This window comes from Dyella sedimenti, from assembly GCF_022760995.1.
Classification (GTDB): domain Bacteria; phylum Pseudomonadota; class Gammaproteobacteria; order Xanthomonadales; family Rhodanobacteraceae; genus Dyella; species Dyella sedimenti.
Genome location: NZ_JAKWJO010000001.1, coordinates 689181 through 701217, shown reverse-complemented (window position 1 = coordinate 701217; position 12037 = coordinate 689181). Strand labels below are relative to the sequence as shown.

General features: G+C 64.2%; 23 protein-coding genes. All 23 read right to left on the bottom strand.

The annotated features are described in order from the left end of the window. Window positions 1-5: 5 nt before the first annotated feature. The 23 genes from MJ605_RS03240 to rpsS all read right to left on the bottom strand — a co-directional run bounded on the left by MJ605_RS03240 (window position 6) and on the right by rpsS (window position 12032). Window positions 6-503, bottom strand: a complete 498-nt coding sequence (locus MJ605_RS03240) for a disulfide bond formation protein B (RefSeq protein WP_243039481.1) — start codon at window positions 501-503, stop codon at window positions 6-8. Between the two features lie 258 nt (window positions 504-761). Beyond that, on the bottom strand, window positions 762-1142 hold the full coding sequence (gene rplQ, locus MJ605_RS03235) for a 50S ribosomal protein L17 (protein ID WP_243039480.1): 381 nt from the start codon (window positions 1140-1142) through the stop codon (window positions 762-764). A gap of 309 nt (window positions 1143-1451) precedes the next feature. After that, a complete protein-coding gene (locus MJ605_RS03230) occupies window positions 1452-2450 on the bottom strand; it encodes a DNA-directed RNA polymerase subunit alpha (protein ID WP_243039478.1) in 999 nt (332 codons plus the stop codon). A gap of 16 nt (window positions 2451-2466) precedes the next feature. Further along, window positions 2467-3093, bottom strand: a complete 627-nt coding sequence (gene rpsD / locus MJ605_RS03225; protein WP_038620398.1) for a 30S ribosomal protein S4 — start codon at window positions 3091-3093, stop codon at window positions 2467-2469. A gap of 12 nt (window positions 3094-3105) precedes the next feature. Further along, complete coding sequence (rpsK, locus tag MJ605_RS03220) at window positions 3106-3492, bottom strand: 30S ribosomal protein S11 (RefSeq protein WP_007513384.1); 387 nt, start codon at window positions 3490-3492, stop codon at window positions 3106-3108. 12 nt (window positions 3493-3504) lie between these two features. Further along, window positions 3505-3861: a 30S ribosomal protein S13 gene (gene rpsM / locus MJ605_RS03215; protein WP_243039477.1), complete on the bottom strand. Its 357-nt coding sequence runs from the start codon at window positions 3859-3861 to the stop codon at window positions 3505-3507. A 137-nt stretch (window positions 3862-3998) separates the two neighbouring features. Continuing rightward, window positions 3999-5324: a preprotein translocase subunit SecY gene (gene secY / locus MJ605_RS03210; protein WP_243039475.1), complete on the bottom strand. Its 1326-nt coding sequence runs from the start codon at window positions 5322-5324 to the stop codon at window positions 3999-4001. A gap of 5 nt (window positions 5325-5329) precedes the next feature. Continuing rightward, a complete protein-coding gene (gene rplO, locus MJ605_RS03205; RefSeq protein WP_199535325.1) occupies window positions 5330-5767 on the bottom strand; it encodes a 50S ribosomal protein L15 in 438 nt (145 codons plus the stop codon). Then, window positions 5767-5964: a 50S ribosomal protein L30 gene (rpmD, locus tag MJ605_RS03200; protein WP_243039473.1), complete on the bottom strand. Its 198-nt coding sequence runs from the start codon at window positions 5962-5964 to the stop codon at window positions 5767-5769. Before rpmD ends, rplO begins: the two co-directional genes overlap by 1 nt. Beyond that, complete coding sequence (rpsE, locus tag MJ605_RS03195; RefSeq protein WP_243039472.1) at window positions 5957-6466, bottom strand: 30S ribosomal protein S5; 510 nt, start codon at window positions 6464-6466, stop codon at window positions 5957-5959. The genes rpmD and rpsE overlap by 8 nt, the downstream gene beginning before the upstream one ends. A 118-nt stretch (window positions 6467-6584) precedes the next feature. Next, window positions 6585-6944, bottom strand: a complete 360-nt coding sequence (gene rplR / locus MJ605_RS03190) for a 50S ribosomal protein L18 (protein WP_243039470.1) — start codon at window positions 6942-6944, stop codon at window positions 6585-6587. An 83-nt stretch (window positions 6945-7027) separates the two neighbouring features. Then, window positions 7028-7555, bottom strand: coding sequence for a 50S ribosomal protein L6 (gene rplF, locus MJ605_RS03185; protein WP_243039468.1), 528 nt, complete (start codon window positions 7553-7555; stop codon window positions 7028-7030). A 10-nt stretch (window positions 7556-7565) separates the two neighbouring features. Continuing rightward, on the bottom strand, window positions 7566-7961 hold the full coding sequence (rpsH, locus tag MJ605_RS03180) for a 30S ribosomal protein S8 (RefSeq protein WP_243039466.1): 396 nt from the start codon (window positions 7959-7961) through the stop codon (window positions 7566-7568). Between the two features lie 222 nt (window positions 7962-8183). Continuing rightward, on the bottom strand, window positions 8184-8489 hold the full coding sequence (gene rpsN, locus MJ605_RS03175) for a 30S ribosomal protein S14 (RefSeq protein WP_243039464.1): 306 nt from the start codon (window positions 8487-8489) through the stop codon (window positions 8184-8186). An 18-nt stretch (window positions 8490-8507) separates the two neighbouring features. Then, complete coding sequence (gene rplE, locus MJ605_RS03170) at window positions 8508-9050, bottom strand: 50S ribosomal protein L5 (RefSeq protein ID WP_243039462.1); 543 nt, start codon at window positions 9048-9050, stop codon at window positions 8508-8510. Window positions 9051-9062: 12 nt separating this feature from the next. After that, the gene (rplX, locus tag MJ605_RS03165) at window positions 9063-9377 is read right to left on the bottom strand and encodes a 50S ribosomal protein L24 (RefSeq protein WP_243039461.1); all 315 of its coding nucleotides are present in this window, start codon (window positions 9375-9377) and stop codon (window positions 9063-9065) included. A gap of 14 nt (window positions 9378-9391) precedes the next feature. Further along, window positions 9392-9760 (bottom strand): 50S ribosomal protein L14, encoded by a 369-nt coding sequence (rplN, locus tag MJ605_RS03160; RefSeq protein WP_038620422.1) that lies wholly within the window; start codon window positions 9758-9760, stop codon window positions 9392-9394. 14 nt (window positions 9761-9774) lie between these two features. After that, on the bottom strand, window positions 9775-10035 hold the full coding sequence (rpsQ, locus tag MJ605_RS03155) for a 30S ribosomal protein S17 (protein ID WP_199100441.1): 261 nt from the start codon (window positions 10033-10035) through the stop codon (window positions 9775-9777). Window positions 10036-10047: 12 nt separating this feature from the next. Next, a complete protein-coding gene (gene rpmC / locus MJ605_RS03150) occupies window positions 10048-10233 on the bottom strand; it encodes a 50S ribosomal protein L29 (RefSeq protein WP_243039459.1) in 186 nt (61 codons plus the stop codon). Window position 10234: 1 nt separating this feature from the next. Beyond that, a complete protein-coding gene (gene rplP / locus MJ605_RS03145) occupies window positions 10235-10648 on the bottom strand; it encodes a 50S ribosomal protein L16 (RefSeq protein ID WP_243039454.1) in 414 nt (137 codons plus the stop codon). A gap of 11 nt (window positions 10649-10659) precedes the next feature. Beyond that, window positions 10660-11409, bottom strand: a complete 750-nt coding sequence (rpsC, locus tag MJ605_RS03140; RefSeq protein WP_243039453.1) for a 30S ribosomal protein S3 — start codon at window positions 11407-11409, stop codon at window positions 10660-10662. 15 nt (window positions 11410-11424) lie between these two features. Continuing rightward, window positions 11425-11760 carry a 50S ribosomal protein L22 gene (gene rplV / locus MJ605_RS03135; RefSeq protein ID WP_109126891.1) on the bottom strand — a complete coding sequence of 112 codons (336 nt, stop codon included), beginning with the start codon at window positions 11758-11760 and terminating at the stop codon, window positions 11425-11427. After that, window positions 11760-12032: a 30S ribosomal protein S19 gene (gene rpsS / locus MJ605_RS03130; protein WP_243039451.1), complete on the bottom strand. Its 273-nt coding sequence runs from the start codon at window positions 12030-12032 to the stop codon at window positions 11760-11762. Before rpsS ends, rplV begins: the two co-directional genes overlap by 1 nt. Window positions 12033-12037 lie beyond the last annotated feature (5 nt).

Genomic DNA, 12037 nt, shown 5'->3' with positions numbered 1-12037 from the left:
ACCCTTCAGGCGCGCTTGCGCGCGGCGGCCCAGAGCGCCAGGAACGCCAGCAGCAGGTACCAGAGCAGCGTCCAGGCCGGCATGGGCAAGCCGAATACCGGCTCGATCTTGGCGCATTCGCCCGAGCCGGTGAACACCATCTTCAGCACCTTGGCGAACGGGAAGGTATCCATCATGTAGCCGAGGTTCGGTCCGCAGGCGGGAATCTGATCCGCCGGCAGCGTCTGCAGCCACAGGTGGCGGCCGGCAGTGGCGATGCCGCCCAGTGCGCCCAGCAATGTGCCGCCCATGTAAACCCAGCGGGCGCCGCCCCGTGGCGCATGCAGGGCGCCCAGCAGGAAGAACAGGCCCATGACCATGAAGGCAATGCGCTGGAAAATGCACAGCGGGCAGGGATTCATGCCCTGCACGTGCTCGGCATAGAGGGCATAGCCCAGCAGGGCCACGCAGACCAGGAAGCCGGCGAGATAGGCGGTACGGTACGACCAGCGAAGAGGATTCATGGTTCGGCATGCTGCGTTGCGAAAGCGGGACATTACCCGCTTGCCCCGCCACTGTCAGCCCTGTCGGACAGCCCGGTTCCTTATCGCCCTCTCCCCCTTGTGGGAGCGCACCCTGTGCGCGACTGAGGATTCACCCAATCCTCGCCCTGCCCGCAGTCGCGCACAGGGTGCGCCCCCACAAGGGGAACGTCCGCCCCCAAAAACAAAACCCCGGCAGGTCGCCCTGCCGGGGTTTCGCGGTACATCGGCAACCGGCGATTACTCGTCGGCCGTCTCGGCGCGCGGACGGTCGACCAGTTCGACATACGCCATCGGCGCATTGTCGCCCGGGCGGAAGCCGCACTTGAGGATGCGCAGGTAGCCGCCGGGACGCTCGCGGTAGCGGGGGCCGAGTTCGACGAACAGCTTGCCCACGGCCTGCTTGTCGCGCAGGCGCGCGAAAGCGAGGCGGCGGTTGGCTACGCCATCGGTCTTGGCGAGCGTGATGAGCGGCTCGGCGACGCGACGGAGTTCCTTCGCCTTGGGAAGGGTGGTGCGGATCAGCTCGTGCTTGATCAGCGACGCCGCCATGTTCTTGAACATGGCCTCGCGATGGCTGCTCGTGCGGTTGAGCTTGCGACCGGATTTCTGGTGGCGCATGGCTTAGTACTCTCTTTGTCTGTTGTTATGAAAAGCCGGCGGTTATGTCCGACTTCCCGCGGTTACCCGCTGATGAAGCCCTTCGTGACACGGGCTCTTGTTGAGCAAGACGGCCAGGAAGGCCGTTCAGGGCGCCTGCAACATCCGAGGCGAAACACACTCGTCAGACGACCAATGCCAAGCGACCAAGGCGGCCGCCCGAAACTTCACGCGGCCTTGCGGGCCGCCTCTTGGCAACTGGCGAGCGCACCGAAGCACGCTCGCCAACCACCGATACCACGGGTGACCACGAACGGCCACCTTGAAACATCAGCCCAGCTGCATACCGTGCGACAAGCCCGGCGGCGGCCAGTTCTCGAGCTTCATGCCCAGGGCCAGGCCACGACCACCCAGCACGTCCTTGATTTCGGTCAGGGACTTCTTGCCGAGGTTCGGCGTCTTGAGCAGCTCGACTTCCGTCTTCTGCACCAGGTCGCCGATGTAGTAGATGCTCTCGGCCTTCAGGCAGTTCGCCGAACGCACGGTGAGCTCCAGGTCGTCGATCGGGCGCAGCAGCAGCGGGTCGAAACCGCCCTTCTCCGCCTTGTCCGTGGCGCTCTCGCGACGCGAGAAGTCACCGAACACCGACAACTGGTCGTTGAGGATCTCGGCGGCCTTGCGGACCGCGTCTTCCGCACCGATGGTGCCGTTGGTCTCGATGTCCAGCACCAGCTTGTCGAGGTTGGTGCGCTGCTCCACGCGAGCGGCGTCCACCTCGTAGGCCACGCGCAGCACCGGCGCGAACGACGCGTCGAGCTGCAGGCGACCGATCGGACGGGCCTCATCATCCGGATGCTGGCGCGCGCTGGCCGGCTGGTAGCCGACGCCGCGACGCACCTTCAGGCGCATGTTGAGGGCGATATCCTTGGTCAGGTGGCAGATCACGTGCTCGGGGTTGATGATTTCCACCGAGTGGTCGACGACGATGTCGCCGGCCGTGACCACGCCCTTGCCCTTCTTGGACAAGGTCAGGGTGACTTCGTCACCCGAGTGCTGGCGAATCGCCACGTCCTTGAGGTTCAGCAGGACTTCGATCACGTCCTCCTGCAGACCCTCGAGCGTGGTGTATTCATGCAGCACGCCATCGATTTCCACCTCGACGATGGCAGAGCCAGGGATCGAGGAGAGCAGCACGCGGCGCAGCGCGTTGCCCAGGGTGTGGCCAAAGCCACGCTCGAGCGGCTCGACCACCACCTTCGCGCGGTTGGGTCCAAGCTGCTCGACGCTGAGGCCGCGAGGCCGCAGCACGCTAGTTGACGAAACTGCCATGCAGGGCTCCGGTTGATTACTTCGAATAGAGCTCGACGATCAGGCTCTCGTTGATGTCGGTCGGCAGGTCGCCGCGGTCCGGCATCGCCTTGAAGGTGCCTTCGAACTTCTTGCTGTCGACTTCCACCCACTGCGGGCGCAGGTCCATGGTGTCGAACACGGTCGCCGCTTCCTGCACGCGCAGCTGGTTGCGGGCGCGCTCGGTCAGGGCCACCACGTCGCCCGAACGGACCTGGTACGACGGAATATTCACCTTCTTGCCGTTGACCAGCACAGCCTTGTGGCTGACCAGCTGGCGAGCCTGGGCGCGGGTGACCGCGAAACCCATGCGGTAGACGACGTTGTCCAGGCGGCTTTCGAGCAGGCGCAGCAGGTTCTCGCCGGTGTTGCCCTTGAGGGTCGACGCCTTGGTGTAGTAGTTGCTGAACTGGCGCTCGAGCACGCCATAGATGCGCTTGACCTTCTGCTTTTCACGCAGCTGCAGCGCGTAGTCGGACAGGCGGGCGCGCTTGTTGGCACCATGCTGGCCGGGCTTGTTTTCCAGCTTGCACTTCGAATCGATAGCGCGAGCCGGGCTCTTCAGGCTGAGGTCTGCACCCTCGCGACGGGCGAGCTTGCAGGTAGCTCCACGATAACGTGCCATGGGTGTGCTCCTTTAGACTCGACGCTTCTTGGGGGGACGGCAGCCGTTGTGCGGAATCGGCGTCACGTCGATGATGTTGAGAACCTTGTAGCCCAGCGCGTTCAGCGAACGCACGGCGGACTCGCGGCCCGGGCCCGGGCCCTTGATGCGCACTTCCACGGTCTTCACGCCGTAGTCGCCAGCCGCGCGGCCAGCCTTCTCGGCGGCCACCTGGGCAGCGAACGGGGTCGACTTGCGCGAGCCACGGAAGCCCGCGCCGCCGGCGGTCGCCCACGACAGGGCGTTCCCCTGGCGATCGGTGATGGTGACGATGGTGTTGTTGAAGGAGGCTTGCACGTGGGCCACGGCATCCGTGACAACGCGCTTGATCTTCTTCTTGGTCTTGACAGGCTTGGCCATGTTCGGAATCCGTTACTTCTTGATCGCGCGACGCGGGCCCTTGCGGGTGCGTGCGTTGGTACGCGTGCGCTGGCCGCGCACCGGCAGGCCACGGCGGTGGCGCAGACCGCGGTAGCACCCCAGATCCATCAGACGCTTGATGGCGATGCCGACTTCACGGCGGAGGTCGCCTTCGACCACGTACTTGCTGATTTCGTGGCGGAGCTTCTCCACCTCGCCCTCACTGAGGGACTTGATCGGCGTGGTGGGAACCACGCCAGCGTCCGCGCAGACCTTCTTGGCCCGGCTGCGGCCGATGCCGTAGATGCTCTGCAGGCCAACCCAGACATGCTTCTGGACCGGCAAATTGACACCCGCGATGCGCGCCATGATGTACTTTCTCCGATGCGTTTCGTGCGCGGTAAACGCGCAATTCTAACCGTAATTAACCCAACAGGAAAGCCCTGCGACACCAGGGGTGCCGCCGCCCTCCGATTTAGACCAACTTCCCACCACCCCAGCAGCCATCAGTTGCGGCGGAGATTGGCCTTCTTGAGCAGGCTTTCGTACTGGTGACTGACCAGGTGCGCCTGCACCTGGGCAGTGAAATCCATCACCACAACCACGACGATCAGCAGAGAGGTGCCGCCGAAGTAGAACGGGACGTGCCACGCCTTTTGCATAAACGAGGGAACCAGACAGACCAGCACCAGGTAGAGGGCGCCGACACCGGTCAGACGGGTCATCACGTTATCGATGTAATCGGCCGTCGAGCGGCCGGGGCGGATACCCGGAATCAAGGCGCCGGAGCGCTTGAGGTTGTCCGCCGTCTCCTGGGAGTTGAACACGATCGCCGTATAGAAGAAGGCGAACGTGATCACCAGCACCGCGAAGACGATGTCGTACAGCGGCTCACCCGGGGTCAGCGCCTGGGTCAGCTCGGTCAGCCAGCGCGACTGGTGGCCCTGGCCGAACCACGTTGCCGCGGTGGCCGGGAACATCAGCAGGCTCGATGCGAAGATCGGTGGGATCACGCCCGACATGTTGATCTTCAACGGCAGGTGCGAGGTCTGGTTCATGTAGGCCCGCTGCCCGCCGGAACGTCGCGCGTAGTTCACGGTGATGCGCCGCTGGGCGCGCTCCATGAACACCACGAACGCCGTCACCAGCAGGATCAGGGCCACCACCATGATCATCTTGATCACGGAGAGCTCGCCATTGCCGGCCATGGTCAGCGTATGCGCCACCGCGCCGGGCAGGCCGGCCACGATGCCGGCGAAGATCAGCAGCGAAATGCCGTTGCCGATGCCGCGCTCGGTGATCTGCTCGCCCAGCCACATCAGGAACATCGTGCCGGCGGTGAGACCGACGATCGAGGCCATGATGAAGCCCATGCCCGGGGTATACACCACCGGCGCACCGCCCGCCGCGACCTGCTTCTGCAGGGCCACCGCGATGCCGAACGCCTGGAAGGCGGCCAGCCCCACCGTGCCGAAGCGGGTGTAGGTGGTCATCTTGCGACGTCCCGCCTCACCTTCCTTGCGCAGCGCCTGCAGGCTCGGGATCACCGAACCCATCATCTGCACCACGATGGAGGCCGAGATGTACGGCACCACGCCGAGCGCGAATACCGAGAAGCGCGCCAGCGAGCCGCCCGAGAACATGTTGAACATGTTCATCAGGCCGCCGCCCTGCTCGATCAGGTTCGTCATGGCTTCCGGGTTGACGCCGGGAACTGGGATGAAGGAACCGAGACGGAAGACGATCAGCGCACCGATCACGAAGAAGATGCGCTGGCGCAGTTCCGTCAGCTTGCCGAGCGATCCGAGCGATGTGCCCTGGGCTGCCGCCACTGTGATTACTCCACGCTGCCGCCGGCGGCTTCGATCGCCGCCTTGGCGCCGGCCGTGGCCAGCACGCCCGACAGTTTCACCGCACGGCCGATCTCGCCCTTGGCGACGACCTTGACCTTCTTGGCGCGGCTGTCGATCAGGCCGGCCTGGTGCAGCACGATCGGATCGATCACGTCGGCCTTGAGGGTGGCCAGCTGATACAGGAACACTTCCTGGCTCTCGGCCTTCTTCAGCGAACGGAAGCCCACCTTGGGCAGGCGGCGCTGCAGCGGCATCTGGCCGCCCTCGAAGCCGTACTTGTGGGTGCCGCCCGCGCGGGCATGCTGTCCCTTGTGACCGCGGCCGGCGGTCTTGCCCAGGCCCGAACCGATACCGCGACCGACGCGAAGGCGGGTCTTGCGGGCACCGGCGGCCGGCTTGATGTCGTTAAGACGCATGGTGATTACTCCTCGACCCGCACCAGGTAGTAGACCGTGTTGATCAGGCCCCGCACCTGCGGGCTGTCCTTCAGTTCACGGACGTCGTTGAGCTTGTTCAGGCCAAGCGCCTTCACGCTCAGGCGATGACGGCTCTGCACACCGCGCAGGCCCTTGACCAGGCGCACGCGCACGGTGGCGGCGGTTTCGTTCTTCTTAGCCATGACCCAGCACCTCTTCCACGGTCTTGCCACGCTTGGCAGCGATATGCTTCGGCGAGGCAACGGCCTGCAGGCCCTTGATGGTCGCGCGGACCAGGTTGATCGGATTGCGCGACCCGACGGCCTTCGCCAGCACGTTCTTCACGCCCACCACTTCCAGCACGGCGCGCATGGCACCGCCGGCGATCACGCCGGTACCTTCGGAGGCCGGCTGCATGAACACGCGGGCCGCGCCGTGGTTGGCCTTGATGGCGTACCACAGGGTGCCGTTGTTCAGATCGATGCTCACCATGTTGCGGCGGGCGCGGTCCATGGCCTTGGAGATGGCGACCGGCACTTCACGTGCCTTGCCATAGCCGAAGCCCACGCGACCTTCGCCATCGCCGACCACGGTCAGCGCGGTGAAGCTCATCTGGCGGCCACCCTTGACGGTCTTGGCCACGCGGTTGACGGCAATCAGCTTCTCGAGCAGGCCGTCCGAATTTTCGCGATCGGTAGAAGACATGTTCTTTTCCGTATGCCTGGCGAACCAGGACTTTTGCTTGCGGCTGGGCCGCTTGGAGTTGTGGGTACTACATGTGGCTTCAAGTGCCGGGCCAACCCGGCACTCGATGCCAACCGGCTTAGAACTTCAGGCCGGCTTCGCGGGCCGCATCGGCCAGCGCCTTGATACGACCATGGAAGCGGAAGCCCGAGCGATCGAACGCCACGGACTCGACACCGGCGGCCAGTGCACGCTCAGCCACAGCCTTGCCGACAGCGGCGGCGGCGGCGAGGTTCTTGGTGCCCTTCAGGCCCTCGGCGACCGACTTCTGCACGGTGGAGGCGGCAGCCACCACGTTCTGGCCGGTGGCATCGAACACCTGCGCGTACAGGTGCTGGCCGGTGCGATGGACCGACAGGCGAGCCACACCGAGCTTGCGGATGTGGGAGCGAGTGGCCTTGGCGCGGCGCAAGCGGGATTCGTTCTTGTTCATCGTCATAATTCCTGGAAACGGATCGGCAAACAGCTTTGGCTCTTTTGAAGAGTGCAGCCATGGATGGCTGCTTCTTCGCGAGGGACCGCTTATGCCTTCTTGGCTTCCTTCAGGGTGATCTTCTCGCCCGAGTAGCGGACGCCCTTGCCCTTGTACGGTTCCGGCGGACGGATCGCACGGATCTTGGCGGCCACCTCGCCGACGCGCTGCTTGTCCGTACCCTTGATAAGGATCTCGGTCTGCGACGGGGTTTCGATGGTGATGCCTTCCGGCGCGTCGAACACCACCGGGTGCGAGAAACCCAGGGCGATGTTCAGCGACTTGCCGGCCATCGAGGCGCGGTAGCCCACGCCGACCAGCTCGAGTTTGCGCTCGTAGCCGTCGGACACGCCCTTGACCATGTTGGCCAGCAGGGCGCGCAGGGTGCCGCCGAACTTGTCATCGGCGCCCTCGGCCACGGCGATGTTCGCCACGCCGTTGTCGATGGCCACGGAAGCGCCCGGCAGGGCGTGGGTCGCCAGGGTGCCCTTCGGGCCCTTGACGGTGATGCCGTTGGCGTTCGAGGTGATCTCAACGCCCTTGGGCAGGGTAATCGGTTTCTTGGCAACGCGGGACATCGTCGGCTCCTTATGCGACCTGGCCGATGACTTCGCCGCCCAGGCCCTTGGCACGGGCCTGCGCGTCGGTCAGCAGACCGGCGGAAGTCGAGATGATCGAGATACCCAGGCCACCCAGGACCTTCGGCAGCTCGTCCTTGCCGCGATAGACGCGCAGGCCCGAGCGGCTGACACGGGTAATGGTTTCGATGGCCGGGCGGCCTTCGAAGTACTTGAGCTTGATCTCGAGCACCGGCTTGCCCTCCGCGCTGGAGGTCTTGGCGTCGAGGATATAGCCCTCGTTCTTGAGAAGATTGGCGATGGCCACCTTCAGCTTCGACGACGGCATGCTTACGGCCTGCTTGCCCGTGAGCTGGGCATTGCGGATGCGCGTAAACAGATCGGCGATGGGATCAGTCATGCTCATGAAAACATCCTTCAGAGTGCACCGATATCCGAAAAACCGGAAATCAATTGAATTGTGAGCCGGCATGGGGCCGACCTGCAGGAATGCAGACCGACGACTATATCAGCTTTTTTCCGGCTTTGCGAACAGCGGCGCGTAATCGCGCCAACGGCGGCAGGCCGGTTGGCCCGCCGCCGCCTCGGACGAGAGGCGGTTCATCCCCGCCCCTGCCCTGTGTGGGTCTTACCAGCTGGCCTTGCGCAGGCCAGGAACGTCGCCACGCATGGTGGCTTCGCGCAGCTTGTTGCGGCCGAGGCCGAACTTCTGGTACACGGCGCGCGGACGGCCGGTCAACGCGCAGCGGGTACGCTGGCGGGACGGGCTGGCGTCACGCGGCTGCTTCTGCAGCTTGGCCTGGGCTTCCATCTTCTCCTCGTAGGAGGCGGTGGGGCTCAGCACAATCGCCTTCAGTTCGGCGCGCTTGGCGGCGTACTTCTTGGCGAGCTTGGTCCGCTTGAGGTCGCGGTTAACCATCGAGGTCTTGGCCATGTGTCTCTCGCGGCTCTCTTAGTTGCGGAACGGGAAGCTGAAGGCTTCCAGCAGCGCCTTGGCTTCTTCGTCGGTCTTGGCGGTGGTGGTGATGGAGATATCCATGCCACGGATCGCGTCGACGGCGTCGAAGTCGATTTCCGGGAAGATGATCTGTTCCTTGATGCCGAAGTTGTAGTTGCCACGGCCATCGAAGGCACGACCCGACACACCACGGAAGTCGCGCGTACGCGGCAGCGAGATGTTGATCAGGCGATCGAGGAATTCCCACATCTGGGCACGGCGCAGGGTGACCTTGCAGCCGATCGGCCAACCGTCGCGGATCTTGAACGAGGCGACCGACACGCGGGCCTTGGTCTGGATCGGCTTCTGGCCGGCGATCTTGGCCATGTCGGCCACGGCGTTTTCGAGCACTTTCTTGTTGCCCGCCGCTTCGCCCACGCCCATGTTCAGGGTGATCTTGGTGATGCGGGGAACCTGCATCACGTTCTGGTAACCAAAACGCTCGGTGAGCTTCTTGATGACCTGGTCTTTGTAAAACGTTTCGAGACGCGTCGTCATAACGTGGGTTCCTTACGCGTCCACAACTTCGCCGCTGGAGCGGAACACGCGGACCTTGCGCCCATCGGAGAGCACCTTGGCGCCGACGCGTTCACCCTTGCCGGTGGCGGAGTTGAACAGTTGGACGTTGGAGATGTGGATCGAGGCCTCGCGCTCGACGATGCCGCCGGCCTGGTTGGCTTGCGGATTCGGCTTGGTGTGGCGCTTGACCAGGTTCACGTTGGAGACGAACACGCGGTCGCCCTCAACGCGCAGCACGTCGCCGCGCTGCCCCTTGTTCTTGCCGGTGATCACGATGACCTGATCACCCTTGCGGATACGGTTCATGGTCTTGTCTCCGCTCAGAGCACTTCGGGCGCGAGCGAGACGATCTTCATGAACTTCTCGCTGCGCAGCTCGCGGGTGACCGGCCCGAAGATACGGGTGCCGATCGGCTCGAGCTTGTTGTTGAGGAGGACCGCTGCGTTGCCGTCGAAACGGATCAGCGAGCCATCGGGACGGCGCACGCCCTTGGCGGTACGCACCACCACGGCGTTGTACACCTCGCCCTTCTTCACCTTGCCGCGGGGGATGGCATCCTTCACGGTGACCTTGATCACGTCACCGATCGCGGCGTAGCGGCGCTTGGAGCCGCCGAGCACCTTGATGCACATCAGTTCGCGGGCGCCGCTGTTGTCCGCCGCGGAAAGCGTGCTTTGCATCTGGATCATGTCTGCACCCTCCCTTAGACGTTAGCGCGCGTGACGATTTCGACCACGCGGTGATGCTTGGTCTTGGACAGCGGGCGGCACTCCGCGATGCGGACCACGTCGCCCTCGTTCGCGCCCAGGTCGTCCTGCGCGTGGAGCTTGGTCGAACGGCGGATGATCTTGCCGATCAGCGGATGCTGTTCCTGGCGCTCGATCAGGACCGTCACGGTCTTGTCCATCTTGTTGCTGATGACGCGGCCCTCGAGGGTGCGCGTCTGCTTCTGGTTGTCGCTCATATCGGCCGTCCCTTACTTCTTGCCGCCGAGCACGAACTTCGTGCGGGCGATGTCGCGCCGAACGCGGCGCAGCTGGTGCGGCTGGTTGAGCTGGCCGGTACCCTTCTGCATGCGCAGGTTGAACTGCTCCTTGCGCAGGTCCAGCAGGTGCTTATTCAGCTCGTCGGCCGTCTTGTTGGTCAGATCTTTGATGGCCATATCACATCACCGCCCGGGTCACGAATTGGGTCTGGACGGACAGCTTGGCCGCGGCCAGGCGGAACGCCTCGCGTGCGGTCGTCTCGTCGACGCCCTCGATTTCATAAAGCATGCGGCCCGGCTGGATCGGGGCGACCCAGTATTCCACGCCGCCCTTACCGGCACCCATTCGGACTTCGATGGGCTTCTTGGTGATCGGCTTGTCCGGGTACACGCGGATCCAGAGCTTGCCGCCGCGCTTGACGAAGCGGGTGATGCAGCGACGGCCGGCCTCGATCTGGCGGGCGGTCAGCGCACCGTGCGTGGTCGCCTTCAGGCCGAACTCGCCAAAGCTGACGAGGTTCGAGGAGAAGGCCAGGCCATCGTTACGGCCCTTGAACTGCTTACGGTATTTGGTTCGCTTGGGTTGCAGCATGGCAACTCTCCTTACTTCGCCGTCCGCTCGCGGCGGCCTTCACCGCCCTCGCGACGCGATTCACGACGACCCTCGCCACCTTCGCGGCGCGGCTGGGACTGCTCTTCCTTCGACTCCTGGTTGACCTGGGACAGATCGAAGATCTCGCCCTTGTAGATCCACACCTTGATGCCGATGACGCCGTAGGTCGTATGAGCCTCGGCGAAGCCGTAGTCGATGTCGGCGCGCAGCGTATGCAGCGGCACGCGACCTTCGCGGCTCCATTCGGAACGAGCAATCTCGGCGCCGTTCAGACGGCCAGAGACATTGATCTTGATACCCAGTGCGCCCAGGCGCATCGCGTTGCCGACCGAGCGCTTCATCGCGCGGCGGAACATGATGCGGCGCTCGAGCTGCTGCGCGATCGACTCGGCGACCAGCTGCGCGTCCAGCTCGGGCTTGCGCACTTCGCTGACGTTGATGTGCGCCGGAACGCCCATCAGGTCGCTGACTTCCTTGCGCAGCTTCTCGATGTCCTCGCCCTTCTTGCCGATCACCACGCCCGGACGGGCGGTGTGGATCGTCACGCGCGCGGTCTTGGCCGGGCGCTCGATGAGGATCTTGGAGATGCCGGCCTGGGCCAGCTTCTTGCGCAGCATCTCGCGGACCTTCAGGTCGGCGGCGAGGTACTGGGCATATTCGCCCTTATTGGCGTACCACTTCGAGTTCCAATCCTTGGCAATGCCGAGGCGGATACCGGTGGGATGAACTTTATGACCCATCGTCTACGTCCTCTCTCAGTTGCCAACGACCACGGTGATGTGGCTCGTGCGCTTCAGGATGCGGGAACCGCGACCCTTGGCGCGGGCATACATGCGCTTCATCGCCGGACCCTCGTCCACGAAGATGCGCGCGACCTTCAGCTCGTCGACGTCCGCGCCGAGATTGTTCTCGGCGTTGGCGACGGCGGACAGCAGCACCTTGCGGACAATGTGCGCGGCCTTCTTGTTGGTGAAATTGAGCACGTCGCTGGCACGGCCCACGGGCATACCGCGGACCAGGTCAGCTACCAGGCGTGCCTTCTGCGCCGAAATGCGGGCGCTGCGCAGGATCGCTTTGGCTTCAGTGCTCATCACTTGCCCTTCTTGTCGCCGCCATGGCCCTTGAAGGTACGGGTCACCGCGAACTCGCCGAGCTTGTGCCCGACCATGTTCTCGTTGACCAGCACGGGGACATGCTGACGGCCGTTGTGGATGGCGATGGTCAGGCCGACCATCTCCGGCAGGATCATCGAGCGGCGCGACCAGGTCTTGATCGGACGCTTGTTGTTGGCGGAAACGGCGGCTTCCACCTTCTTGATAAGGTGCAGGTCAACGAACGGACCTTTCTTTAGAGAGCGCGGCATAGTCG

What these genes read in the sequence shown, in the direction of transcription:
- rpsN (WP_243039464.1), bottom strand. Translation starts at nt 8,489, where the DNA reads ATGGCCAAGACCTCGATGGTTAACCGCGACCTCAAGCGGACCAAGCTC.
- rplR (WP_243039470.1), bottom strand. Translation starts at nt 6,944, where the DNA reads ATGACGATGAACAAGAACGAATCCCGCTTGCGCCGCGCCAAGGCCACT.
- rplP (WP_243039454.1), bottom strand. Translation starts at nt 10,648, where the DNA reads ATGCTGCAACCCAAGCGAACCAAATACCGTAAGCAGTTCAAGGGCCGT.
- rplQ (WP_243039480.1), bottom strand. Translation starts at nt 1,142, where the DNA reads ATGCGCCACCAGAAATCCGGTCGCAAGCTCAACCGCACGAGCAGCCAT.
- rpsQ (WP_199100441.1), bottom strand. Translation starts at nt 10,035, where the DNA reads ATGAGCGACAACCAGAAGCAGACGCGCACCCTCGAGGGCCGCGTCATC.
- rpmC (WP_243039459.1), bottom strand. Translation starts at nt 10,233, where the DNA reads ATGGCCATCAAAGATCTGACCAACAAGACGGCCGACGAGCTGAATAAG.
- rpsK (WP_007513384.1), bottom strand. Translation starts at nt 3,492, where the DNA reads ATGGCCAAGCCTGTCAAGACCAAGAAGAAGATCAAGCGCGTTGTCACG.
- rplV (WP_109126891.1), bottom strand. Translation starts at nt 11,760, where the DNA reads ATGAGCACTGAAGCCAAAGCGATCCTGCGCAGCGCCCGCATTTCGGCG.
- rpsE (WP_243039472.1), bottom strand. Translation starts at nt 6,466, where the DNA reads ATGTCTTCTACCGATCGCGAAAATTCGGACGGCCTGCTCGAGAAGCTG.
- rpsH (WP_243039466.1), bottom strand. Translation starts at nt 7,961, where the DNA reads ATGAGCATGACTGATCCCATCGCCGATCTGTTTACGCGCATCCGCAAT.
- rpsD (WP_038620398.1), bottom strand. Translation starts at nt 3,093, where the DNA reads ATGGCACGTTATCGTGGAGCTACCTGCAAGCTCGCCCGTCGCGAGGGT.
- MJ605_RS03230 (WP_243039478.1), bottom strand. Translation starts at nt 2,450, where the DNA reads ATGGCAGTTTCGTCAACTAGCGTGCTGCGGCCTCGCGGCCTCAGCGTC.
- rplE (WP_243039462.1), bottom strand. Translation starts at nt 9,050, where the DNA reads ATGACGACGCGTCTCGAAACGTTTTACAAAGACCAGGTCATCAAGAAG.
- rpmD (WP_243039473.1), bottom strand. Translation starts at nt 5,964, where the DNA reads ATGGCTAAGAAGAACGAAACCGCCGCCACCGTGCGCGTGCGCCTGGTC.
- rplN (WP_038620422.1), bottom strand. Translation starts at nt 9,760, where the DNA reads ATGATCCAGATGCAAAGCACGCTTTCCGCGGCGGACAACAGCGGCGCC.
- rplX (WP_243039461.1), bottom strand. Translation starts at nt 9,377, where the DNA reads ATGAACCGTATCCGCAAGGGTGATCAGGTCATCGTGATCACCGGCAAG.
- rpsC (WP_243039453.1), bottom strand. Translation starts at nt 11,409, where the DNA reads ATGGGTCATAAAGTTCATCCCACCGGTATCCGCCTCGGCATTGCCAAG.
- rpsS (WP_243039451.1), bottom strand. Translation starts at nt 12,032, where the DNA reads ATGCCGCGCTCTCTAAAGAAAGGTCCGTTCGTTGACCTGCACCTTATC.
- rplF (WP_243039468.1), bottom strand. Translation starts at nt 7,555, where the DNA reads ATGTCCCGCGTTGCCAAGAAACCGATTACCCTGCCCAAGGGCGTTGAG.
- MJ605_RS03240 (WP_243039481.1), bottom strand. Translation starts at nt 503, where the DNA reads ATGAATCCTCTTCGCTGGTCGTACCGTACCGCCTATCTCGCCGGCTTC.
- rpsM (WP_243039477.1), bottom strand. Translation starts at nt 3,861, where the DNA reads ATGGCGCGCATCGCGGGTGTCAATTTGCCGGTCCAGAAGCATGTCTGG.